This window comes from Brachybacterium sp. EE-P12 (assembly GCF_003711805.1).
Lineage (GTDB): Bacteria > Actinomycetota > Actinomycetes > Actinomycetales > Dermabacteraceae > Brachybacterium.
Map to the genome: position 1 here is coordinate 99,344 of NZ_QXCP01000012.1, position 23,078 is coordinate 122,421.

Below are 23,078 nucleotides of genomic sequence, written 5' to 3' on the forward strand. Positions count from 1 at the left end.
GGCGAGCGGTGCGGTGTGGAGCGCGGCGCGGGGCGCGATGCCCTGCTCAGGAGATGCGGGGGCCGCGGACCGGCTGGTCATCCGGCGCCGGGGTCGTGTAACGCAGCGCGGGCGCAGGAGGCGTCTCCATGCCCTCCCCGAGGAAGTAGCTGGTGTGCGGGGGCTGGTTGTAGGCGACGTGCTGCCAGGCGATGGCGAGGCGGTACTGCGGATCGGACATCAGCGTGCGCAGCCGGTGCTCGGTGACGTCCGTCGTCGTGTAGATGCGCAAGGCCTCTGAGTCCTCGGTGCGGAACACGAGCTCCTCGCGCCAGTCGCCGAACAGGTCGGCCTGCAGCGCGGGGTTGCCCTTGGTGTCGTTGTTGCTGAGGGTGCCCTCGGCACGGAAGATCTCGATCTGCTCCTCGTTCTCGTAGTCCCATTTCGAGATCGTCGGGACGCCCTCGCGGGGACCGTCGTCGAACTCGTGGTCGACGATCTCGCTGAGCAGGTCGCCGTCCCAGAGGGCCACGAAGTTCGCGGCAGGGATCTCGGTGGAGATCAGCTCCCCGTCCGCGGAGCGGAGGTTGCCGACCGGGGAGTCCCATGCGGCGTCGTCGCCGACGTTCCAGCCCTCGGCGCCGTCGTGGCGGGGGTCGATGTCCGCCATGGCGCCCCGGCCGGTGTCCTCGGTGGCGGGGACGGACCAGAGGATCTCCCCGGTCGCCGCGTCGCGGAAGGTCGAGCCGCGGTTGCCGCTGGCGCCCATGTCCTCGTGGACCGCGAAGACCTCGAGGCCGGGGCGGGAGGGGTCGAAGTCGGAGACGTGCAGCGCGTCGCCGTGGCCCAGGCCCGTCGTGTAGAGCCCGGTGCCGTCGTCGTCGATGGTCGCCGAGCCGTAGACGATCTCGTCCTTCCCGTCGGAGTCGACGTCGGCGACGACGAGCTGGTGGTTGCCCTGCCCGGCGTAGCCCTCGTTCCCGGGTTCGTCGGAGTCGAAGAGCCAGCGGGTGCTGAGCTCCTCGCCGTCGAAGTCGACCGCCCAGAGGGTCGCACGCGTGTAGTAGCCGCGCGCGAAGACGGCGCTGGAGTGCTCGCCGTCGAGATAGGCGGTCGCGGAGAGGAAGCGGTCCACGCGGTTTCCGTAGCCGTCGCCCCAGTCCTCGACGTTCCCGCGCGGCACCGCGTAGTCGACGGTGTCGAGCGCCGTGCCGCTCTCGCCGTCGAACACGGTGAGGAACTCCGGTCCCTCGAGGACGTAGCCCTCTTCGTCGCGGTGGTCGGCCTCGCCGTCGCCGATCACGGTGCCGGCGGCGTCGACGGTGCCGTCGGCCGTCTTCACGATCAGCTCGGCCCTGCCGTCGGAGTCGAAGTCGTACAGCTGGGGCTGCGAGTAGTGCGCCCCGGCGCGGATGTTGGGGCCCATGTCGATCCGCCACAGCTTCGTGCCGTCGAGCTCGTAGGCATCGAAGTAGACGTTCCCGGTGGCCCCGGCCTGGGAGTTGTCCTTGGAGTTCGTCGGGTCCCACTTCAGCACGAGCTCGAGCTCGCCGTCGCCGTCGAGATCTGCTGTCATCACGTCGTTCGCGCGGTACTCGTACTCGACGCCGTCGGGTGCGGTGCCGCCGGCGGGCTTGTCCAGCGGGACGTCGAGGTGCTGCTCGTCCCAGGGGGTGAAGGGCTCGCTCGCCCAGAGCGGCTTGCGGCCGCGGATCGTGCCGGAGTCCGCCGAGCCGACGAGCTCGCCGACCGTCGCCAGACGGTACTCACTCTCGGCCGTCCCCTCCGGGTCGACGAAGTTGGTCGACTCGGTGATCGGCTCCTCGGTGATCTGCTCGCCGTCGCGGAAGACCAGGAAGCGGGTGTCCATCGATTCGTCCCCGAGGAGGCGCCACGAGAGGAACACGCCGTCGTCGGTGACCACGCCGAGGGCGCCGCGGTCGAGGCGTTCGGCATCGCGCTGCAGCGGTGCAGAGGCATGCTGCTCGGCCGCGGCGGGGGCGGCCGTCTCGATCATGGCGATGCCGGCAGTGCCCAACGCGAGCGGCAGGGCGAGCAGGAGCGCCGCGGGCCGGCGCACGGCCTCGGCCCAGGACGAGCACGGGTGGCCGCAGGGGGCTGCCGAGGTGGGACGGGGGTGGAGGTGCATCGTTGCTCCGATCATCGGTGATCTGTCGTGGTCAGCGGAGGGATGAGGAGGACGTCGCCCGGAAGGCTCTGCCGTGGGGCTGGTGAGAGGTGCCGATGCTCACCGCCCCGTTCCGTCGGCGGCGATGGTCACGCCGTTCAGCTGGCCGCCGCTGCCGCTGATGTCCAGCACCAGCTGTCCGCCGACGATCTCGGCGGGCTCGATCACCTGGCGGACTCCGTCGTCGACGGCGACGGTGCTGCGCTGCTCGCCCTGGACGGCGATGTCCGTCCGCGCGGAGCCGGCCGCGTCTCCCACGGTGAGCACGACGGTGCAGGCGCCGTCGGGGAGATCGACCAGGAAGCTGTAGGCGCCTCCGTGCCCGAGCAGCAGGTCGCGCTGGAGAGCGTCGCCGGCATCCGCGCCGCGGTCCTCCGCGGTCACGGAACCGGCGTCGGCGAGGCCGAACCCCTGCTCCGGCGTGTACTCGGTCTCCGGTGTGACCTGCATGAACCCCTCTGCGACCGGGGAATCCGCCGTGCCCATGTCGAAGCGGGCGATCGCCTGGCTCGTCGAGACCGCGAGCACCTGGCCCTGCGGGCCCTCGCCATGCTCGTTCTGGGCGCTGACCCGCACCTCGTAGTCGGCGGCCTCCTCGAGGAAGTGCACCGCCGCCTCGGTGCCCGCCGTTGCGCCGACGAAGGTCGGTTCCTCGCCGGCACGCCCGAGATGGACGCGGTAGGTGTCCGCGTCCTCGGAGGCGGGCCAGCTGACCTCCAGGGTCGAGGCCGAGGCCCGGACCAGCTCGAGACCGTCCACCGCGCGTGGAGCGCCGCTGGATCTGTGGACCATGACGTGATCGGAGATCCGCAGGCCGAGCTCCGCTGTACCGCGCCCCACCAGCCTCGCCATCTGGATCGCCCCGTACTCCTGGAAGTGGGTGTCGTCCTCGACCCCGTTCGGCCGATTCGGGTAGACGCCGGCCTCGGCATGGAGGAACACCTCTCTGGCGCCTTCGGGGCCGATCTCGTCGAGGAATTCTCGGCTGCTCGCGGAGAGGTCGACCAGCGGCGCATCGAGCTCGTCGGCGATCGATCTCGCTGCCTCGACATACTCCGGGAAGCTGACCCGGAAGCGCCCGGTGTCGGCGTCGAAGTCGCGTCGGCTCACCGGGGTGACCACGATCGCCTCGCCGCCGCGCTGCCTGGTGCCTTCGATGTAGGTGCGCAGGTATTCGCGGAAGTCCTCGGGCGGCGTGTACCTGTCGGGAACCGTGTACGTCGCGTCGTTGTGGCCGAACTGCACGTAGACGTAGTCGCCCGGGCGCACCAGACGGAGCACCTCGTCCAGTCGCCCCTGGTTGAGGAAGCTGCGTGAGGAGCGCCCCCCGATGGAGCGGTTGTCGACGAGGACCCTGTCGCTGAGGAAGCGGTCGAAGAACTGCCCCCAGCCGGCCTGGGGCATCCAGTACGGGTCGTAGGTCTGCATCGTGGAGTCGCCCAGCAGGTACAGGGTGGGGCGTCTTCCGCGCCGGCGGGCGGGGAGGGCCTCGATCTCCACGGCGTTGAGGTGCGCGGCCGTGCCCGTCACGGTGAGGCCCAGCCGGCCGGACACGAGGGCGAGGTCGAACTCGAGCTCGAGCACCTCTCCCGCTTCGGCCTCGGTCGGAGGGATCTTCTCGATCTCCTCGGCGGTGACGGCGATGTCGGTGGGCCCGGCCGGGTCTCCCGAGATCAGGGTGATCCGGTAGTCCCCCGGCTCGAGGTCCACCAGGAAGGTCGCGCTGCTCTCGGTCGAGACGAAGTCGCCGCGCAGCGGGTCGTCCCCGCCGCGGTCCGCTTCGGTCAGCGTCGCGGTGTCGTCGAATCCGTACCCGAGCTCGGGCGTGTAGGCGGTCTCCGCCGTCACCTGCGTGGCTCCTCGGGCGACCTCCCCCGGACCGAAGTCGAAGCGCCAGGTGCGCTTGCCTCCTGCCTCGGCATCGACGTCGGCCGCTGCGGCGCGGCGCGGCAGGCCGAGCATGGCAGCTCCGAGGGCGGCGGCGCTCATCCCCGTCAGGAGCGCACGCCGGGGGAGCGCAGGCGGGTACGGGGTCTCAGGCGAGGGGATCTGTGAACTCATCGTCGTGGCTCCAGGTGGGTGGGGAGGGCGTCCCGCGTCGGCGCGGGAACCGGGAAGGGGGCGGAAGAGAGCGGGGGTGATGGGAGGTTCGGGCCTGTGCGCTCAGCCCTTGACGGATCCGATCATCACGCCCTTGGCGAAGTGCTTCTGGAGGAAGGGGTAGACGCACATGATGGGGAGGGTCGCGATGACGATCACCGCGAATTTGAGGCCCTCCTTGGGCGGGACGTAGTTGGGGTCCAGATTTCCGAGGGTGGTGGAGGGATCGCTCGAGATCGTCACCTGTCGCACGAACATCTGCAGCGTCCACTTCGAGCTGTCGGAGATGTACAGCAGCGGCGACATGAAGTCGTTCCACAGCGCGACAGCGTAGAAGAGCGAGAAGGTCGCGATGACGGGCTTCGAGAGCGGGAGCATGATCCGCCAGAAGGTCGTGAACTCGTTCGCCCCGTCGATCTCCGCGGCCTCCCTCAGCTCGTGCGGCAGCTGCTGGAAGAAGGTGCGGATCACGATCAGGTTGAAGGGGTTGATCGCCATCGGCAGGATCAGCGCCCAGTAGGAGTCGAGCAGCCCCAGCTCCTTGACCACGAGGAACAGCGGGATCATGCCGCCGGAGAACAGCATCGCGAAGAGGACCAGACGCATGATCAGTCCGCGCCCGACGAGGTTCGGGTCGGAGAGCGGATAGGCCATCAGCATCGTCAGCGTGATCTGCACGAGCGTGCCGACGACGGTGACGCCGATGGTGACCAGCAGCGAGCGCAGGAAGGTGTCGGTCGAGAAGATGTACCGGTAGGTCTCCAGGGTCGGATCATCAGGCCACAGGAAGAAGGGCCGGGAGGCGATCTCGGACTCGGTCGCGAACGAGGCGGCGAGCACGTAGAGGAAGGGCAGGATCGTCAACGCGGCGAAGCCGAGGAGCACGGCGATGTTCAGGCCGTCGAGCGCCCTGTCCCGCGGGGAGTCGTACTTGATGGACATCTGTGGCTCCTAGAACAGGGAGGACTCGGTGAACTTCTTCGCGAGCCAGTTCGCTCCGAGGATCAGGACGAGCCCGACCAGCCCTTTGAACAGGCCGATCGCGGTCGAGTAGCTGTATGCACCGTTGGTGATCCCCATGAAGTACACGTAGGTGTCGAACACGTCAGCGACGTCGCGGTTCAGCGAGTTCGTGAGCATGTAGATCTGCTCGAACCCGGTGTCGAGGAAGTTGCCGATGTTCAGGATGAGCATGATGATCACGGTCGGGATGATCGCGGGGATCGTGACGTGGCGCAGCTGCTGGAACCGTCCGGCGCCGTCGATCATCGCGGCCTCGTAGAGCTGCTTGTCCACGCCCGCGAGCGCGGCGAGATAGATGATCGTCCCCCAGCCGGTGCCCTTCCACAGGGTCTGGACCATGATCACCGGACGGAACCAGTCGGGATCCGCGAGGAAGTTGACCCGCCCGCCGAAGATCTCGTTGAACAGCACGGTGATCGGTCCGATGTCCAGCGCGAACAGCAGATAGGTCAGTCCGGAGACGATCGCCCAGGAGAGGAAGTGCGGGATGTAGATCGCCGTCTGGATGAACTTCTTCAGCATCTGCTTGCGCAGCTCGTTGAGCATCAGCGCGACGATGATCGGCGCGGGGAACGCGATGACGATGTTGAGGAATGCCAGGATCAGCGTGTTGCTCAGCAGCCTCCCGAAGTCGGGACCGCTGAAGAGCCGCTCGAAGTGCTTCATGCCCACCCACGGGCTGTCCTGCATCCCGAGGAAGGGCAGGTAGTCCTGGAAGGCGATGGTGATGCCGTACATCGGGGCGTACTTGAAGACCGCGAAGTACACGATGCCCGGCACGAGCATCAGGTAGAGGATCGGGGATCGGCGCAGTCGTTTCAGCAGGCTGCGCCGCCGTCGAGAGCTGCTCGCCCTCGGGACCGGAGGCTCTTCCACCTCCAGCGGGACGGGGGCGGCCGCCCCCGGGCTGTTCGTCATGACCATGGTCGATCAGTCCTCGTGGTGAGGGTGGGGGCGCCTCTGCGAGCCGCCTCCCACCGGTCGGCTCTCAGTTCAAGCCCTGCTGGTACAGCTCGTTCATCTCGTCGATGACCTGCTGACCGCCGCTGGCGGTCCAGCGCTCGAGCTCGGCGGTGAGCCCTGCTTCGTCGATCTGTCCGGCGAGGTACTTCAGCCGCGCATCGACCACGATCTGGTCGAGGATCGCGCCGTTCTGCAGGTAGGACTCGGACATGTACGCGGCGCCCGGGTTGAACACGGCGGTCTCCATGTCGGTCTCGTGGAAGGCGAGGCGCTTCTCGTCGAGCGCCGTCTCGGGCTCGCCCTCCGGCTTCGCGGGGTATCCCAGGTAGCCGTTGGACTGGCTGCCGATCTGCGCGAAGGCGGAGACGTCGCTCTGGACGAGGGAGGCCTCCTCGGACTCGATCGCGACGGACTGGTCGCCGTCGACCTCGTAGTTCACGCCTTCGATGCCGTTGTTCAGCAGGCGTTGCCCCTCGGCGGAGGAGAGCTTGTCCAGTGCGCCGAGGACCGTGGCGAGCTGGGCGTCGGACGGCACGGACGCCTTCGGGATCGAGAGGTAGCCGGAGTAGCCGGGTGTGGGCAGCGACCATTTGCTGCCGTCGGGGCGGCTCAGGTTGCCGACCATGGTGACCTTGTCCCCGTAGTCCTCGGCATCGGCGTCCTTGAACAGCCCCAGCAGCTGCAGGCCCCGAGAGGAGACGTCTGCGATGAGCCCGCCCTGGCCGGTGAAGAAGGGCTCGTTCCAGGTGGCGGAGTCCATGGTCGCGAAGTCGGCGTTGACGTGGCCGGACTCGATCATCGCGCGCATGCTCCGGTTCGCCTCGAGGAACTCGGGGGCGAGGAAGGCCGGTGCGAGCGTGCCGCCCTCGTCCTTCCACACGTTCGCGGTGCCGTGCCAGGTCTCCCAGAGGTCGTAGGGTCCGTTGTTCCCGTAGCCGCTCCAGGCCGGGATGATCAGCCCGGTGGTGGCCGAGCCGTCGCCGGCCGGGTCCTCCTCGGTGAACGCCCTGGCGATCTCCATGAGGTCGTCGGTGGCCCGGGGCTCGTCGAGACCGAGCGCGTCGAGCCAGTCCTTGCGGATGCTGATCGCGGCACGCATCGCATCGCGCAGGCGGAAGATCCCGTAGGTGCGACCGTTGATGCTCGCTCCGTGCGCGACCTCGTCGTTCTGCGGGGTGAGGTTCTCGTACTCGGGGAGGATCTCGGTGAGGTCCCAGTACCCGCCCGCCTGGGCCGTCTGGGCGAACTCGGCGGTCTTGCCGGTCTGGACCATGACGTGGGGGATGCTGTCGCTGGCCATGGTCACGGTGACGCGGTCGTCGTAGCTGGAGTTCGGCACCCAGGTGATCTCCAGCGGCATGCCGATGAACTCCTCGATCGCCGTCTGGAGCTCGCCCTCGGGATCCGGGGCGGTGTCGGAGAGCAGCGGCGCCATGATGCGCAGGGAGGTGATCTCCTCCGAGGAGCCGGAGCCTCCTCCGGAGGAGCCGCCGCAGGCGGCGAGGCCGAGGGTGGCGGTGCCGGCGGCTGCGCCGCCGAGGAGGGCACGTCGGGAGAACATCCTTGTTCCTTTCGCAGGGTGCGCCGCTCGGGGCGCACTGGGGGCGCGGGGACGGCGTCGTGCCGGCCCTTCGGGGTGGAGAGGCGCCGCCGAGGGGCGGCAGCGGTGGTCAGGGACGAGGGACCGGCGCAGGGTGCGCCGGCGCCCGTGGAACCGCCCGACGGAAGCCCGCGTCTGCGGCTCCCTTCGGCCGGGTCGTGGCCTCGGGGCGCTCGCGCGCCTCGGAGGCGAGGAGCTCCTCGTTGCGGTCGAGCGTGCGGCCGACGAGGTGCTGGGACACCAGGAGCGCGACTCCCGCTCCGAGGAAGGGGATCAGTCCGGGCAGGGAGAGCAGGATCGCTCCCCACAGGACCAGCACCGCTCCGAGCAGCGCCGTGGTGTGCGCCTGCGCCAGGGCGAGGAGCGCGGCCCTGGCCAGCACCGCACGGGCGGGGACCCGGTGCCGGAGGTCCACGAGCGGGATGTGGACCATCGCTGCGAGGAGCGCGATCGAGGCGAGACCCGCCGGCAGTCGCGCCGCGAGAGGTGCGTCCGCCGCGGTGAGCGCGCCGGCTGCGAGGACGAGCAGCAGCGCCGGCGGGCCGAGGGTGATCTGGCTGCGCCAGAAGGTGGAGCGCCAGACCCGAGCGGCGTTCCGGAGAGTGATCCGCTCCCCTCTCTCGGCCCAACGGGCTGCGTCCGCAGCAGCCATCGTCGCCGGCGCCCAGCCCAGGATCACGCCGCCGGCGAGGGTGCCGATCACCCACAGCGCCTGGAGGTGGAGAGCTCGCAGGAGGAGCTCGGCGGCGGCGCCGAGGGCGGTCGTGAGGCGGTCCATCTCAGATCGCCTCCACGAGGAGGTCGGAGTACTCGGCGATCAGCGGCGCCATCTGGCGCAGGCCGATCGCTCCCCCGGCGCGGACCGGGCCGCCGATCGCGCCGTCGTCGGTCCAGTCGAGGCACTCGATGCCCTCGATGTCGAAGTGCAGTCGGCCGGAGCGCCAGGTCAGCTCGGCCCGGTAGCTGCGGTCCGCGTCGAGGACGCCGGGCAGCGGATCCGCTCCCTGGGAGACCAGGTGGAAGCCATGGCTCTTGCGCACGTTGCAGGTGTGGAGGCTCCGCTCGGCCGGCCACATGCGGCGGTAGTAGGACAGGTGGTAGGCATCGATCGCTCCGGAGTGGTACTGCTCGTACTCCCCGGTGCGCGCGGGCAGGGCGGGATCATGGAGCGAGCGTCCGTCGCGCGAGCGGGCGGCCCAGAAGATCATCGCGAGACCGGGCTCGCGCAGGGGTCGGAAGCTCCAGCTGATCCGCACGTCCCCCTCGTGCTCGACTGGTAGCCATGCCACGAAGTTCGCCGCCTGGCCTGCGGCGGGGTCGGCTGCGCTCTCGAGGCGCAGCGCGCCGCGCGGGAACGAGGCCGCCATGGGGCCCTCGACGATCCAGTCGGCGATGTCCTCGGGCGCGGACAGCGCCCGGCGATACAGCTCGATGCTCATCGGTGGGCCTCCTCGTCCACTCGTGCGGACGCCCCGCCCCTGGGACGCTCCGGCGATGCAGATCACATCTTGAACCGTTCCAAACTCGACGTCAACCGCTTTCCTGGATCTCGTGGACCCGCCTGCGACGAACGACCGGGACCGTCTGCCGAGTGACCGTTCACTCGATCGCCGTCCGCCGCTCGGATCCACTCCTGCCCTGCGAGCTGGCCGGCACCATGACCTGCAGTCCATGCGTGGAGGCATCGAACTGCGCCCGCCGGGACGGCATTCGAGGCCTGTCACTCGGCGGCTCCCGAGCGAGAGGCGGATGAACGGTCACCCGTTGTGAGATCGTGACCGGACACCTGCTTCGAGGAGGCCCGTATGGCCGGCGCCCGCCGCCCCACGATCCGCGATGTGGCGCGCCTCGCCGGCGTCTCCCACCAGACCGTCTCCCGCCACCTCAAGCACGATCCGACGGTCTCGCCGATGCTCGCGGCCCATATCGACCAGGCCGTCGCCCAGCTCGACTACCGACCCAACCTCGTCGCCCGCGCCATGCGGAACAGGTCGACCGGTCGACTCGCCCTGGTGCTCCCCGCGGGGGACGCCCGCAGCCCGTCGGAGGTCCTGGCCGGGGCGAGCGAGGCCGCGCAGCGAGCCGGCTTCGCCCTCGAGGTGGTCACGCTCCCGCCGGGCGAGCTGAGCAGCGGCCGGGTCGCAGAGCTCGCGGACTCGGGGCTCTACGAGGCGGTGCTGTCGCTGACCGACCTTCCGGGCGGAGGTCGGGAACGCCTCGGGACGGTGCCGATCGTCTCGGCACCCGTGTACGACCGGAAGCTCCGCGGCGTCGGACCCCTCTCCGAGGCGTCGCGCATGCTCGAGCTGGTCCAGGGGCTCGCCGCCCGGGGGCATCGGGAGCTGCTGCATCTGACCGGCGACCGCCACCACCCCTCCTCGCAGCGTCGCCGTGAGGCCTTCCGTCGCGCCGTCGAGGAGCTGGGGCTGCGCTCCGCAGGCGTCGTGGACTGCCGCTGGGATCCGGAGGCGGCCCGCCGCACGATCCTCGACCTCCCGGAGTGCACGGGCGTCACGGCCGTCCTCGCTTCGGACGACGTGGTGGCCGCCGCGGTGGTCCGCGCCGCCGCCGAGCGCGACTGGCGGGTGCCGGGGGACCTCAGCGTGACCGGCTGGGACGATCTCCCGCTGGGCGCATGGATGTCCCCGTCGCTCACCACGGTCGCCATCGACAACCATCGACTCGGCGCGGAGCTCCTCGAGGAGCTGCTGCGCGTGATGCGCGGAGAGGATCCCGCGATGGACAGACCGTCGATCACCGAGGTCGTCTGGCGCGAGTCCACGGGCCGGCCTCGCACTCGCTGAGCCCACGCCAGGTCCGGGTGCAGCGGAGCCCGCCCCTGGGCGGGCCCGTCGCGCGGCACCGTCCGCAGCGGGGCGCCGGAATCGCCTTTCCCGCCACGGCGGCGCGTGCTACGCTCCGCTTGAGTCGTTTCAACTCGTGTTCGGGGTCGGGCAGCCCGACCCTCGCACGGGCCCGTCGCCGAGGACGGACCGCACCGCTGAGAAGGAGCCCCATGACCACCCCCACCACGCTCCCCGCCGAGGTCGCCCGCGATCTCGAGGAGTTCTCGATCGAGGTCCCCAGCTGGGCCTACGGCAACTCCGGGACCCGCTTCAAGGTGTTCGGCACTCCCGGCACGCCGCGCGACCCCTTCGAGAAGATCGCGGACGCCGCGCAGACCCACGCCTTCACCGGCTCGGCCCCCCGCGTCTCGCTCCACTACCCCTGGGACCGGGTCGAGGACTACTCGGCGCTGCGCGACGCCGCCGCCGAGCAGGGCGTGCAGATCGGCATGATCAACTCCAACACCTTCCAGGACGACGAGTACAAGTTCGGCTCGCTCACCCACGGGGACAAGACCGTGCGGCGCCGCGCGATCGACCACCACCTCGAGTGCCTGGACGTGATGCGGGAGACGGGCTCCCACGAGCTGAAGATCTGGCTCGCCGACGGCACCAACTACGCCGGCCAGGACTCGATCCGCCGCCGCCAGGATCATCTGGCGGAGTCGCTGCAGGAGATCTACCTGGGCCTTCGCGAGGGCGAGCGGCTGGTGCTGGAGTACAAGTTCTTCGAGCCGGCGTTCTACCACACCGATGTGCCGGACTGGGGCACGAGCCTGCTGCACTGTCTGGCCCTCGGCGAGCAGGCGCAGGTGGTGCTCGACACCGGTCACCATGCTCCCGGCACGAACATCGAGTTCATCGTCGCGCAGCTGCTGCGCCAGAACCGGCTGGGCGCCTTCGACTTCAACTCCCGCAACTACGCCGACGACGACCTGATCGTCGGCGCCGCGGACCCCTTCCAGCTGTTCCGGATCCTGTTCGAGATCGTGCAGCAGGACGCGCACCGTCCCGCCTCGGGCGTGAACTTCATGCTCGACGAGTGCCACAACCTCGAGTCGAAGATCCAGGGCCAGATCCGCTCGGTGCTGAACGTGCAGGAGACCCTCGCCAAGGCGCTGCTGGTGGACCGCGAGGCACTGGCCGACGCCCAGGAGCGGCACGACGTGCTCGAGGCGCACGGGATCCTCATGGACGCCTTCTGGACCGACGTGCGACCGGCGCTCGCGGCCTTCCGCGAGGAGCGCGGTCTGCCGGCGGATCCCTTCGGGGCCTTCCGCGCGAGCGGCTACGAGGAGAAGGTCGCCGCCGAGCGCGTCGGCGGGAACCAGATGGGATGGGGAGCCTGAGCATGAGCAGCACGCACACCACCGATCCGTCGGCCGCACCGACGAACCCGACCGTCGCGGCGCTGCTGGCGCGCTCGAACACGCTGGGCGCGGACCCGCGCAACACCAACTACGCCGGCGGCAACACCTCCGCGAAGGGCGCCGAGACCGATCCGGTCACCGGTGAGGAGACCGAGCTGCTGTGGGTCAAGGGCTCCGGCGGCGATCTGGGCACCCTGGAGGAGAAGGGCCTGGCCGTGCTGCGCCTGGACCGCGTGCGCGCCCTCGAGGAGGTCTACCCGGGCGTGGACCGCGAGGACGAGATGGTCGCGGCCTTCGACTACTGCCTGCACGGCAAGGGCGGCGCAGCGCCGAGCATCGACACCGCGATGCACGCCCTGGTCGACGCGGCGCACGTGGACCACCTGCACCCCGATGCCGGGATCGCGCTCGCGACTGCGGCCGACGGGGAGCGCCTGACCCGCGAGTGCTTCGGCGACGCCGTGGTGTGGGTGCCGTGGCGCCGCCCCGGCTTCCAGCTGGGCCTGGACATCGCGGCGATCAAGCGAGAGAACCCGGCCGCGATCGGCTGCATCCTCGGCGGGCACGGCATCACCGCGTGGGGCGAGACCTCGCAGGAGGCCGAGGCGAACTCGCTGCGGATCATCGCCGAGGCGACCGAGTTCATCGGGCGCACCGGCCGGCCCGACCCCTTCGGCGCGCATGACGCCTCCCGCGAGGCGCTGCCGGAGGCCGAGCGGCGCGCGAAGGCCTCGGCCCTGTTCCCCGTGGTGCGCGGTCTCGCCTCGACCGATGCGCCGATGATCGGCCACTGGACGGACACCGAGGCCGTCCACGAGTTCCTCGCGAGCGAGAAGCTCGCCCCGCTCGCCGAGCTCGGCACCTCCTGCCCGGACCACTTCCTGCGCACCAAGGTCAAGCCGCTCGTGCTGGACCTGCCCGCGGACGCCTCGATCGAGGAGTCGGTGGCGCGGCTGAAGCAGCTGCACGAGTCCTACCGCGCGGACTACACCGCCTACTACGAGCGTCATGCCGAGGCCGACTCCCCCGCCATGCGCGGCGCGGATCCGGCGATCGTGCTGGTCCCGGGCGTGGGCATGTTCTCCTTCGGCGCGGATGCGCAGACCGCCCGCGTGGCCGGCGAGTTCTACGTCAACGCGATCAACGTGATGCGCGGCGCGGAGGCGGTCTCGACCTACTCCCCCATCGAGGAGTCGGAGAAGTTCCGCATCGAGTACTGGGCGCTCGAGGAGGCGAAGCTGCAGCGCAAGCCGAAGCCCAAGCCGCTCGCGACCCGGGTGGCGCTGGTGACCGGCGGCGGCTCCGGGATCGGGAAGGCGACCGCGACGCGGCTCGTCGCCGAGGGCGCCTGCGTGGTGATCGCGGATCTGAACCTGGAGAACGCGCAGGCCGTCGCCGAGGAGCTCGGCGGGCCGGATCATGCCGTCGCGCTGCGGGCCGACGTCTCCGATGAACAGGCCGTGGTCGAGGCGGTGGCCGAGGCGGTGCTCGCCTTCGGCGGTCTCGACCTCATCGTCAACAACGCCGGGCTCTCGCTGTCCAAGCCGCTGCTGGAGACCACCGCGAAGGACTGGGACCTGCAGCACGACGTGATGGCGCGCGGCAGCTTCCTCGTCTCCCGCGAGACGGCCCGGGTGATGATCGACCAGGCCATGGGCGGGGACATCATCTACATCTCCTCGAAGAACTCCGTGTTCGCCGGCCCCAACAACATCGCCTACTCGGCGACGAAGGCCGATCAGGCGCACCAGGTGCGGCTGCTCGCGGCGGAGCTCGGCGAGCACCAGATCCGCGTCAACGGCATCAACCCCGACGGGGTGGTGCGCGGCTCCGGCATCTTCGCCGGCGGCTGGGGCGCGAGCCGCGCGAAGGTGTACGGGGTCGAGGAGGAGGAGCTCGGCGCGTTCTACGCCCAGCGCACGCTGCTGAAGCGCGAGGTGCTGCCGGAGAACGTCGCCAGCGCCGTGTTCGCGCTGACCGCCGGGGACCTCTCCCACACCACGGGCCTCCACGTGCCGGTGGACGCGGGGGTCGCCGCGGCGTTCCTGCGATGAGCACCGCCCTGGAGAGCACGCCCGCCGGGGACGCGGAGAGACCGTTCGCCGTCGCCGCGGTCGACCTCGGCGCGACCTCGGGCCGGGTGATGCTCGGGGTCGTGGCCGAGGGGCGGATCGAGCTGGTCCCCGCGCACCGCTTCGAGAACCTCCTGGTCGAGCGCGAAGGTCACCTGAGCTGGGACATCGATGCGCTGTGGGCCGAGATCCGGCAGGGTCTGGCCGACGCCCACGATCTCGCCCTCGTGCGCGGGCTGCCGGGGCTCGCCTCGATCGGCGTGGACTCCTGGGCGGTGGACTACGGGTTCGTCGGCCCCGAGGAGGCGGACGGCGGCGAGCGGATCGGCGAGGTGATCGCCTATCGCGACTCCCGCACCGACGGGGTCGCGGACCGTATCGCCGAGCACGTCGGCCGGGCGCGGCAGTTCGCGCTGACGGGCATCGCCCAGCAGCCCTTCAACACCCTGTACCAGCTCGCCGCGGACGACCGTGTGGCAGATCTGCCGCCGGGCAGCACCCTGCTGATGGTCCCGGATCTCATCGGCCACCTGCTCACCGGGGCGCGGCGCAGCGAGCGCACCAACGCCTCGAGCACCGGGATGCTGGGCCTGGACGGGGACTGGGACACCGAGCTGCTCGCGGCCGCGGGGATCGACCGCGGACTGCTCGCGCCGCTGATCACCCCCGGCGAGCGCCTGGGCACGGTGCGTCCCGCGCTCGCCCGCGAGCTCGGGATCGGCGAGGTGCCGGTGGTGGCGATCGGCTCGCACGACACGGCCTCGGCCGTGCTCGCCGTCCCGGCGGCGTCGGGGACGAGCCCGCTCGCGTACATCTCCTCGGGCACCTGGTCGCTGATCGGCCTGGAGCTGCCCGGAGCGGTCGCGAGCGAGGAGGCGCGCCGGGCGGGCTTCACCAACGAGGGCGGCGTGGACGGCACGGTGCGGTTCCTCAAGAACGTCTCGGGGATGTGGCTGGTCAGCGAGTCGATCCGGCAGTGGGAGGAGGACGGCGCGCAGGTGGTCCTCGAGGACCTGCTGGACGCCGCCGCACAGTCGCCGGCGAATCGGTTCCGCATCGACCCGACCGACGAGCAGTTCCTCGCCCCGGGCCGGATGGCGGACCGCGTGTGCGCCGCCGCCCGGCGGCTCGACGGGGACGACCCGTTTCCTCGCACCCCGGCCGCGGTGGTCCGCTGCATCCTCGAATCCCTCGCGGAGACCTACCGCGAGGAGCTGCGCACCGCCTGCCGCCTGGCGCAGGTCCCGCTGCCCGAGCGCCTGCACGTGGTGGGCGGCGGCTCCCGCAACGCCCTGCTCAACCAGCTCACGGCCGACGCGCTCGGGATCGAGGTGATCGCCGGCCCGATGGAGGCGACGGCGCTCGGGAACGTGGCCCTGCAGTCGCGGGCCCTGGGAGCGGTGCCGCAGGAACCGGACGCGATCCGGGCCCTCGTGCGCGAGAGCGTGGAGCTCGAGCGGTTCCGGCCCTCCGGCCGGCTGGGGCTGCGGCTGGCAGGGCGCTCAGCAGAACTCGGGTAGAGCGCCCGGTAGAACGCCTCAGGGACGTCCTGCCGCCTGACCGGGCGCTCCCGCGTCCACCTGCGTACGTGATCCGCACCCGACTGCCGGGATCATCGACCGCGTGCACGAAGGCCCCGGGGCCCCGCTTCCTGCGGATAGCCCCGGGGCCGACGACATCCCGGTCAATACTGCTCAGCCCTTCACAGCCCCAGAGGTCATGCCCGCCACGATCTGCCGGTTGAAGAACAGGAACACGATGAGCGGCGGGATCGTGATGAGCAGGATGTTCATGAACAGCAGGTTCCACTGCGTGGAGTACTGGCTCATGAAGTTGTAGAGCGTCAGCTGCACGGTCGCGTTCTCCTCCCCCGGCAAGAAGTACAGCGGGTGCACGAAGTCGTTGAACACCGCGACGGACTGCACGACGATCACCGTCACCACGGTGGGCTTCAGCAGCGGCAGGATCACCTGGAAGAAGAGACGCAGCGGCCCGCAGCCGTCGATGATGGCCGCCTCGTCCAGCTCCCTGGGGACCGTGGCCATGAAGGCGCGGAAGAGGAGCACGCAGAACGAGATCCCGAAGGTGATCTCGACCAGGATCAGGCCGGGCAGCGTCTTGAACAGACCCAGGGACTGCAGCACCCAGATGGTCGGCACGACCGCCGGCGGGACGATGAGGCCCATGAGCACCGCAGCGTTGACGAAGCCGTTGATACGGCTGGCGCGGCGCTGCAGCACGAAGCCGACCATCGCCGCGACGATCACCATGCCGGTCACACTCGCGACCGTGAGGATCGTGCTGTTCACCATGGCGGTGACGAGCATGTAGTTCCGCGCCTGGAACACCTCGCGGAGGTTCTCGACCAGGTGGAACGAGGTGGGCAGCGCGAGGTTCAGCTGCGACGATTCCTGCCTGTCCTTCACGGCGTTCACCAGGACCAGCAGGAACGGCACGACGAACACGATGACGAAGAGGATCAGCGTCAGAGCGCTGACGACGTTGACCCTGATTCGGTTCCTCACTGGTCGACCTCCGCCTTGCGCATGAAGTAGTTCAGGGGGACCACGATCAGCATCACGACCAGGAACATCACGACGTTGCCCGCGGTGGAGAGGCCGTAGAAGCCGGCCTGGTACTGCTTGTAGACGACCGAGGCGATGACGTCGGACGCGAAACCCGGGCCGCCGCTGGTCATCGCCCAGATCAGATCGAAGCTCCGCAGCCCTCCGATCAGCGACAGGGTGATGACAGTGAAGGTCGCCGGGCGGATCAGCGGGAGCGTGATGCGTCGGAAGGTGCTCCACGCACCTGCCCCGTCCACGCGCGCAGCCTCGTAGTACTCGGCCGGCACGGCCACGATGCCCGCCATGTAGATGACGGTCGCGAGCCCGACACCCTTCCAGATGTCGACGAGCGCGACGGAGATGAGCGCGAGCTGCGGATCCGCGAGCCACTTGGGGCCCTCGATGCCGACCACGGCCAGCGCTGTGTTGATGAGCCCGTCGGTCGGATGCATCATCGTCGTGAACATGACGCCAACGCCGATCGTCGAGACGAGAACCGGGAAGAAGACCAGCGAGCGCAGGAGCCCACGCGCCCGGATCTGCGAGGTCAGAAGGAGGCCGAGCGCCATTCCCAGCACGACCTTCGCGCCGCTCGTGAGGAAGGCGTAGACGACAGTGTTCCGCAGGGAGCCGATGAGCTGCGGCTCGGAGAGGAACTGGCGGAAGTTCTCGAAGCCGATGAACTCCCAGTCGAACAGGCTCCAGCGGGTGAGACTGAAGAAGAACGAGGCGAACGTCGGGATCGCGAAGAACACCAGGAACAGCAGTCCTGCCGGCAGGTAGTACCAAAGGGGGTAAGCCTTGGCCAGGTAGTTGCTGCGTCTGCGCTCCCCGTTCTCGCGTCCGGCGGGCACGGCGCGGAGCTCCGTGCTGACGACGGCGGTCATCGGCTCACCACCCCTCGAGGCCGAGCTGCTGGGCCTGCTTCTCGACGTCCTGGTCGTAGCGCTGCGCGGCGGTCTTCGCATCGATCGACCCGGTCCCGAGCTCGATGAGGATGTTCTCCAGGTTCGGGCCCTTCACCGGAGAGACGAACTCGAGAGCGGGCGTGGTCGCACCCTCAGTGTCGAAGTACGTCTGCAGCTCCCGGATGGCCGTGGGGACGTCGTCGGGAAGCGGGACGTCGGTGAGCATGTACGGGCCGGTGGGCTGGGCGCCCTCGGCCATCGCGGCCAGCCCCTCCGCGCTCGCGACGAAGGCGAGGAACGCCTTGGCCGCCTCGGGGTTCTCCGCGGTGCCGGGGATGTAGATCCCGTTGGGCAGCCACACGGTCAGCCCGTTCGTCGCGGCGTCGTCGCCCGGTAGGGCGAAGAAGCCGACGTCCTCGAGCTGATCAGGATGGTTCGCCTCAATCTCGGAGATGCCGCTCGCGAAGAAGGGGTAATGTGCTCCCTCGCCGGTAGCGAGATAGGCGAGCGCCTGCTCGAGCGTGGTGGAGACGTAGTCCTCGTTGACCAGCCCCTCCTTCGTGATCTGCTCGACGTGCTCGAAGGACCTGAAGGCCGTGGGATCATCGGCGAAGCCGACCTCGTTGGCGGTGTACTGCTCGGCGAAATCCGGGTTCGCCGTCGCGACGTTGTGGAAATCGGCCAGCACCAGGAACTGCGAGGTGTAGGTCTCGCCGTAGCTCTGGATCACCCCATGCTTGCCGGCGGACTTCGCGGCCTCGGCATTGGCGATGAAGTCGTCCCAGGTCAGCGGGACCTCGAGCCCGAGCTCCTCGTAGGTGGGCTTGTGATACCAGACCCCACCGGAGTTCGAGCCGCCATGCGGGACGCCGTAGACCTTGCCGTCGACGGAGACGGAATCCGGGAAGCTCTCGGCGAGTCGATCGACCCAGGGCTGGTCCGAGAGATCCAGGAGGTTCTGCACGGGGCGGATCGCCTGGAATAGAGAGCCTGAGTTGTAGGAGAAGGCGTCCGGCATGTCCTGCGTGCTGAGCCGCGTCTTGACCAGGTTGTCGCCCTCAGTCCCTCCTGGACGGGTCTCCATCGTGAACTCGTAGTCCGTCTGAGACTCGTTGAACGCGGCGATGAGCGACTCGGATGCGGCGATGTTGTTGGGGTTGTTGTCGACCAGGAAGGTCACAGTCCCTCCCCCACCGCCGCCGCTGCCGCCGCAGCCGGTGATCGCGATGACGGGCACGGCCGAGCCGGCCCCCATGAGGAGTGAACGTCGCGAGAAAGCCATGGGATTCGCACCTACTTCGTCGTAAGCCATGCGGGCACGGCCGTCTTCGGCAGCCCACCGAATGATTGAAACGCTCCAATCTGCGCACAGATTAAGCGGGCAGCTGGGCGGTGTCAACGGTCCGAGATCACCTCGTGACCATAGTGGGGCGAGGCGCCGGGAAAGCTCTCGGTCGGGCAAGGGCTTTCCTGTGAGTCGGCCACACACGCACGCCGCGCAGGCCGCCGGCCACCCCCTCCCGCAGCCCTCCCACCTGCGAATTTGACGACACCTGACTCGCCAGGAGGGCTCGCCCGCAGGGGCGACCACCACGAACGGACCACCGCCAGCCCGCATCGCGATCCGATCGCCCGCCGCACCCTTGCCTGTCGGCGAAAGTCAGTGCTACTCTTGTTGAGACGTTTCATTCAGCGACTCCGCCCCTTCGCCCTTTCATGTCGGGCTCGAAGCCGGAACCACCCTGTTCGAAGGAGAACTGCGTGAGCTGGACCCCCTCCCCCTCCACGCCCCCGAAGCCCTGGCGGGTGGCCGTCATCTGTGGGATGGCCTCTTACATCGATGCCGCTGCCATCGTCAGCTCCGGCACAGCACTCGTGCTCTACCAGCACTCCATCGGTCTTTCGGAGGGGCAGATCGGAGTGCTCTCGGCCGCTCTCACGCTGAGCATCGCCCTCGGCGCATTCACCGGCGGCAGTCTCGGCGACCGTTTCGGACGTCGCTCGGTCTTCCTCTGCACGATGGCGATGATCGTGGTCGGTGCCCTGCTCCTGATCCTGGCACCGAGCTTCACCCCGCTCCTCGTGGGCATGGTGCTGGTGGGCATCGGAACCGGGGCCGATCTGCCCGTCTCCCTCGCCTCCATCTCAGAGGCCGCCGCCGATCACAACCGCGGCAAGCTCATCGGCTTCTCCCAGATCCTCTGGTTCACGGGGATCATCGGAGCGAACGTCTTCGGGATCATCGCCGGAGACCTCGGTCGACTCGGCGGACAGATCATGTTCGCCCATGTCGGACTGGTCGCCCTCGTCGTGATGATCGCGCGACTGTCCGTGCCGGAGTCCACGACCTGGTCCGTCGCGCGCGCCGAGAGGAGCGCAGGCGCCACCACCGTCCGCGCACGCAGCGCGAGCATCCTCGACATCCTGCGGGATCGGACCCTGCTGATCCCCTTCCTCGCCATCGCGGGCTTCTACACCCTCACCAACATCGGCGCGAACACCGGTGGCCAGTTCGGCACTTACATCGGGGTGAATGTCGTAGGCCTGAGCGTCCGCACACAGTCATTCCTCGGCATCGTGATGCTGGGGGTCGGTATGCTCGGCGCCCTCGTCTTCATGCGTCTGGTCGACACTCCGTGGCGCATGCGCGCCTACGCGGTCGGGGCCCTGCTGCTGGCCGGCTCCTATCTCGTCCCCGTTGCTCTGGGCTTCTCCGCCGTGCCCTGGATAGCCCAGAGCTTCTTCAACGCGATCGGCGGCGCCTTCGCTTTCGAAGCCATCATGAAGGTCTGGTCGCAGGAGTCCTTCCCGACCCTTCTCCGCTCCACCGTGCAGGGCTACGTGATCGCTATCGCCCGAGTGATCGCCGCAGCTGTCGCCCTGGTGACCCCGACCCTGATGCACACACCAGGGCTCGCCTACACCCTGATCGCCGCCGTCGTGGCGATCGGCCTCGCCTGCGGCTGGGCGGGCTTCCACCGCCCGCGCTTCGACGCTTTCGCCGTCGAGTCGTCCGACGATGCCGACAGCCACCCGCTCTCATCGTCGGACGCCGACCTGCCTGTTCTCGTATCCAGCTCATCCAGCCCCTACACCACCTAGGAGAAGTGACTCGATCATGACCGCCACCACCGCAGACCCCGCGCCCCTGAGCGACACCCTGCACGACGCCTGCGCCATCACCGCGGCTCCGGTCGAGGGCCGCGCCCCGGTCCTCGCGACCGAGGCCCGCCTCGACCAGCCTGCGGCGCAGGTCGCCCGCGCCGAGCTGGTCGCCACCGCCCACGGCATCTACGAGGCGCGCATCAACGGCTCCGCCGCCACCGAGTCCGTGCTGAACCCCGGCTGGACCGTCTACGAGTCCCGCCTGCAGGTGCAGCGCTTCGACGTCACCGAGCAGGTCCGCGCGGGCGGTGACCGCGTGCGCCTGTCGGCGCTCCTGGGTCGCGGCTGGTGGAACGGCGACTTCGGCTTCGGTGACGCGGAGGCGAACTACGGCGATCAGAACGCGCTGCTGGCCGCCCTCGAGATCACCTTCGAGGACGGCTCCACGCAGCGCCTGGTCACCGACGAGTCCTGGACCGCCACCTCCTCCCCCATCACCCACGCCACGATCTACCAGGGCCAGCACGAGGATCGGCGGCTCGAGCCCGGCGCACCCCGGCCGGTGCAGGTGACCGAGATCGACCGTGGCACGCTCATCGAGCAGACCTCCCCGCTGATCCGACGCTACGAGGCGCTGCGCCCCGAGAAGATCTGGACCTCCCCGTCGGGGAAGACGCTGCTGGACTTCGGGCAGAACCTGGTGGGCTGGCTGCGCTTCACCGTGACCGGCCCCGAGGGCACCATCATCACGCTGCGCCACGCGGAGGTGCTCGAGCACGAGGAGCTCGGCACCCGGCCGCTGCGCGCCGCCGCCGCGACCGACCGCCTGGTCCTCGCCGGCGATCCCGGCGGCGAGACCTTCGAACCGACCCTCACCTTCCACGGCTTCCGCTACGCCGAGATCACCGGCTGGCCGGGCGAGCTGACCGCCGAGGACGTCGAGGCCGTCGTCGTCCACTCGGACATCCGACGCACGGGCTGGTTCGAGTCCTCGCACCCCGGGGTGAACCAGCTGATCAGCAACTCGATCTGGTCCCAGCGCGGCAACTTCCTCGCCGTCCCCACCGACTGCCCGCAGCGGGACGAGCGGCTCGGCTGGACCGGTGACATCGCCGCCTACGCCGCGACCGCCGCCTACCAGTTCGACGTGGACGACTTCCTGCACAACTGGCTGCTGGACGTGCGCGCCGAGACCGAGCTGCCGCCGCTGAGCTTCGTGCCCTTCGTGGTCCCCGACATCCTCAAGCTCCGCAAGAACGGCTCGGACCCGTTCAGCGAGGGCGAGCCGCAGGAGGTCCCCACCGCCATCTGGGGCGATGCGGCGGTATGGGTCGCCGAGGCGCTGTGGAACGCCTACGGCGACCTCGACCGGCTGCGCGCGCACTATCCCGGCATGGTGCTGCACCTGGAGTCCGTCGAGCGGGCCCTGTCCCCGAGCGGCCTGTGGGACCAGGGCTTCCAGTTCGGCGACTGCCTCGACCCCGACGCCCCGCCGGAGGCCGCCGCCGACGCGAAGGCCGACAAGGCCGTGGTCGCCACCGCATGCCTGATCCGCTCGGCCCGCTTCGCAGCGGAGACCGCACGGCTGATCGGCGAGACCGAGGGCGCCGAGCGCTGGCAGGCCCTCGCCGACCGCACGCTCGCCGCGTTCACCGCCGAGTACGTGGGCGAGGACGGGATCATCCGCTCCGACTGCGCGACGGTGTACTCCCTCGCCATCGCCTTCGATCTGCTCGAGCCTGCGCTCCGGGAGAAGGCCGCGCAGCGCCTGGCCGAGGTGGTGCGGGAGGCGGGATACAAGGTCTCCACCGGCTTCGCCGGCACCCCCTTCGTCACCTGGGCTCTCTCGGAGACCGGACACGTCGAGGACGCCTACCGCCTGCTGCTCGAGGAGGGATGCCCCTCGTGGCTGTACCCCGTCTCGATGGGCGCGACCACGATCTGGGAGCGCTGGGACTCGATGCTGCCCGACGGCTCGATCAACCCCGGCGAGATGACGAGCTTCAACCACTACGCGCTCGGTGCGGTCGCAGACTGGGTCTACCAGGTCGTCCTCGGCATCCGCGCCGCCGAGCCCGGCTACCGCCGGATCCGGATCCAGCCCACCCCGGGCCCCGGCATCGATTGGGCGAAGGGCGCCTACGACTCGGTCGCGGGGCGGATCGAGGTGTCCTGGGAGCAGACGGCCGACGGCCTACGCGGCAAGGCCGTGATCCCCGAGGGCACGGAGGCCGAGATCGTCCTGCCCGACGGCACCGAGCGCACCGTCGGCCCCGGCACCCACGCGCTCGAGACCGGCGACTGAGCTCGGCGCGACCCGGTGGGCGGTTCACCCCGCCCACCGGGCCGCACCGCGC

At 69.7% G+C, this 23,078-nt stretch carries 16 protein-coding genes; 6 read left to right on the forward strand and 10 right to left on the reverse strand.

The window, feature by feature from the left end:
* Positions 1 to 46 precede the first annotated feature (46 nt).
* From D1648_RS16415 to D1648_RS16445, 7 genes are all read right to left on the reverse strand, one after another.
* Complete coding sequence (locus D1648_RS16415; protein WP_164518779.1) at positions 47 to 2,128, reverse strand: rhamnogalacturonan lyase; 2,082 nt, start codon at positions 2,126 to 2,128, stop codon at positions 47 to 49.
* 99 nt (positions 2,129 to 2,227) lie between these two features.
* Positions 2,228 to 4,156 carry a GDSL-type esterase/lipase family protein gene (locus D1648_RS16420; protein WP_206424831.1) on the reverse strand — a complete coding sequence of 643 codons (1,929 nt, stop codon included), beginning with the start codon at positions 4,154 to 4,156 and terminating at the stop codon, positions 2,228 to 2,230.
* 174 nt (positions 4,157 to 4,330) lie between these two features.
* Positions 4,331 to 5,209 carry a carbohydrate ABC transporter permease gene (locus D1648_RS16425; RefSeq protein ID WP_122943669.1) on the reverse strand — a complete coding sequence of 293 codons (879 nt, stop codon included), beginning with the start codon at positions 5,207 to 5,209 and terminating at the stop codon, positions 4,331 to 4,333.
* Positions 5,210 to 5,218: 9 nt separating this feature from the next.
* Entirely contained in the window at positions 5,219 to 6,076 is an 858-nt protein-coding gene (locus tag D1648_RS16430; protein WP_241155553.1) for a sugar ABC transporter permease, read from the reverse strand.
* 202 nt (positions 6,077 to 6,278) lie between these two features.
* A complete protein-coding gene (locus tag D1648_RS16435; protein WP_122943670.1) occupies positions 6,279 to 7,814 on the reverse strand; it encodes an extracellular solute-binding protein in 1,536 nt (511 codons plus the stop codon).
* A gap of 109 nt (positions 7,815 to 7,923) precedes the next feature.
* The gene (locus D1648_RS16440) at positions 7,924 to 8,631 is read right to left on the reverse strand and encodes a DUF624 domain-containing protein (RefSeq protein ID WP_122943671.1); all 708 of its coding nucleotides are present in this window, start codon (positions 8,629 to 8,631) and stop codon (positions 7,924 to 7,926) included.
* 1 nt (position 8,632) lies between these two features.
* Positions 8,633 to 9,292: a DUF1961 family protein gene (locus D1648_RS16445; RefSeq protein ID WP_122943672.1), complete on the reverse strand. Its 660-nt coding sequence runs from the start codon at positions 9,290 to 9,292 to the stop codon at positions 8,633 to 8,635.
* A 366-nt stretch (positions 9,293 to 9,658) separates the two neighbouring features.
* On the opposite strand from D1648_RS16445, the gene D1648_RS16450 reads away from it, so the two are divergent.
* From D1648_RS16450 to D1648_RS16465, 4 genes are all read left to right on the forward strand, one after another.
* Positions 9,659 to 10,657 (forward strand): LacI family DNA-binding transcriptional regulator, encoded by a 999-nt coding sequence (locus D1648_RS16450; RefSeq protein ID WP_122943673.1) that lies wholly within the window; start codon positions 9,659 to 9,661, stop codon positions 10,655 to 10,657.
* 212 nt (positions 10,658 to 10,869) lie between these two features.
* Positions 10,870 to 12,048 (forward strand): L-rhamnose isomerase, encoded by a 1,179-nt coding sequence (gene rhaI / locus D1648_RS16455; RefSeq protein ID WP_122943674.1) that lies wholly within the window; start codon positions 10,870 to 10,872, stop codon positions 12,046 to 12,048.
* A 2-nt stretch (positions 12,049 to 12,050) separates the two neighbouring features.
* The gene (locus D1648_RS16460) at positions 12,051 to 14,123 is read left to right on the forward strand and encodes a bifunctional aldolase/short-chain dehydrogenase (protein WP_122943675.1); all 2,073 of its coding nucleotides are present in this window, start codon (positions 12,051 to 12,053) and stop codon (positions 14,121 to 14,123) included.
* Entirely contained in the window at positions 14,120 to 15,661 is a 1,542-nt protein-coding gene (locus D1648_RS16465) for a rhamnulokinase family protein (protein WP_122943676.1), read from the forward strand. The genes D1648_RS16460 and D1648_RS16465 overlap by 4 nt, the downstream gene beginning before the upstream one ends.
* A gap of 174 nt (positions 15,662 to 15,835) precedes the next feature.
* On the opposite strand, the gene D1648_RS16470 is transcribed toward D1648_RS16465, so the two are convergent.
* The 3 genes from D1648_RS16470 to D1648_RS16480 are packed head-to-tail and all read right to left on the reverse strand — an operon-like array spanning position 15,836 to position 18,898.
* A complete protein-coding gene (locus tag D1648_RS16470) occupies positions 15,836 to 16,666 on the reverse strand; it encodes a carbohydrate ABC transporter permease (RefSeq protein WP_122943677.1) in 831 nt (276 codons plus the stop codon).
* Complete coding sequence (locus D1648_RS16475) at positions 16,663 to 17,595, reverse strand: carbohydrate ABC transporter permease (RefSeq protein WP_122943678.1); 933 nt, start codon at positions 17,593 to 17,595, stop codon at positions 16,663 to 16,665. Before D1648_RS16475 ends, D1648_RS16470 begins: the two co-directional genes overlap by 4 nt.
* A gap of 4 nt (positions 17,596 to 17,599) precedes the next feature.
* Positions 17,600 to 18,898, reverse strand: a complete 1,299-nt coding sequence (locus tag D1648_RS16480; RefSeq protein ID WP_122943679.1) for an ABC transporter substrate-binding protein — start codon at positions 18,896 to 18,898, stop codon at positions 17,600 to 17,602.
* A 479-nt stretch (positions 18,899 to 19,377) separates the two neighbouring features.
* Between D1648_RS16480 and D1648_RS16485 the strand changes: the two genes are divergently transcribed.
* Together D1648_RS16485 and D1648_RS16490 are read left to right on the forward strand one after the other, a co-directional pair.
* Entirely contained in the window at positions 19,378 to 20,718 is a 1,341-nt protein-coding gene (locus tag D1648_RS16485) for an MFS transporter (RefSeq protein WP_241155554.1), read from the forward strand.
* 16 nt (positions 20,719 to 20,734) lie between these two features.
* Positions 20,735 to 23,026 carry a family 78 glycoside hydrolase catalytic domain gene (locus D1648_RS16490; protein WP_122943681.1) on the forward strand — a complete coding sequence of 764 codons (2,292 nt, stop codon included), beginning with the start codon at positions 20,735 to 20,737 and terminating at the stop codon, positions 23,024 to 23,026.
* Positions 23,027 to 23,078 lie beyond the last annotated feature (52 nt).

Coding starts and splice junctions, on each gene's coding strand:
- D1648_RS16435 (WP_122943670.1), bottom strand. CDS start 7,814: ATGTTCTCCCGACGTGCCCTCCTCGGCGGCGCAGCCGCCGGCACCGCC.
- rhaI (WP_122943674.1), top strand. CDS start 10,870: ATGACCACCCCCACCACGCTCCCCGCCGAGGTCGCCCGCGATCTCGAG.
- D1648_RS16450 (WP_122943673.1), top strand. CDS start 9,659: ATGGCCGGCGCCCGCCGCCCCACGATCCGCGATGTGGCGCGCCTCGCC.
- D1648_RS16480 (WP_122943679.1), bottom strand. CDS start 18,898: ATGGCTTTCTCGCGACGTTCACTCCTCATGGGGGCCGGCTCGGCCGTG.
- D1648_RS16425 (WP_122943669.1), bottom strand. CDS start 5,209: ATGTCCATCAAGTACGACTCCCCGCGGGACAGGGCGCTCGACGGCCTG.
- D1648_RS16415 (WP_164518779.1), bottom strand. CDS start 2,128: ATGCACCTCCACCCCCGTCCCACCTCGGCAGCCCCCTGCGGCCACCCG.
- D1648_RS16440 (WP_122943671.1), bottom strand. CDS start 8,631: ATGGACCGCCTCACGACCGCCCTCGGCGCCGCCGCCGAGCTCCTCCTG.
- D1648_RS16445 (WP_122943672.1), bottom strand. CDS start 9,292: ATGAGCATCGAGCTGTATCGCCGGGCGCTGTCCGCGCCCGAGGACATC.
- D1648_RS16465 (WP_122943676.1), top strand. CDS start 14,120: ATGAGCACCGCCCTGGAGAGCACGCCCGCCGGGGACGCGGAGAGACCG.
- D1648_RS16420 (WP_206424831.1), bottom strand. CDS start 4,156: ATGAGCGCCGCCGCCCTCGGAGCTGCCATGCTCGGCCTGCCGCGCCGC.
- D1648_RS16475 (WP_122943678.1), bottom strand. CDS start 17,595: ATGACCGCCGTCGTCAGCACGGAGCTCCGCGCCGTGCCCGCCGGACGC.
- D1648_RS16460 (WP_122943675.1), top strand. CDS start 12,051: ATGAGCAGCACGCACACCACCGATCCGTCGGCCGCACCGACGAACCCG.
- D1648_RS16430 (WP_241155553.1), bottom strand. CDS start 6,076: ATGCTCGTGCCGGGCATCGTGTACTTCGCGGTCTTCAAGTACGCCCCG.
- D1648_RS16490 (WP_122943681.1), top strand. CDS start 20,735: ATGACCGCCACCACCGCAGACCCCGCGCCCCTGAGCGACACCCTGCAC.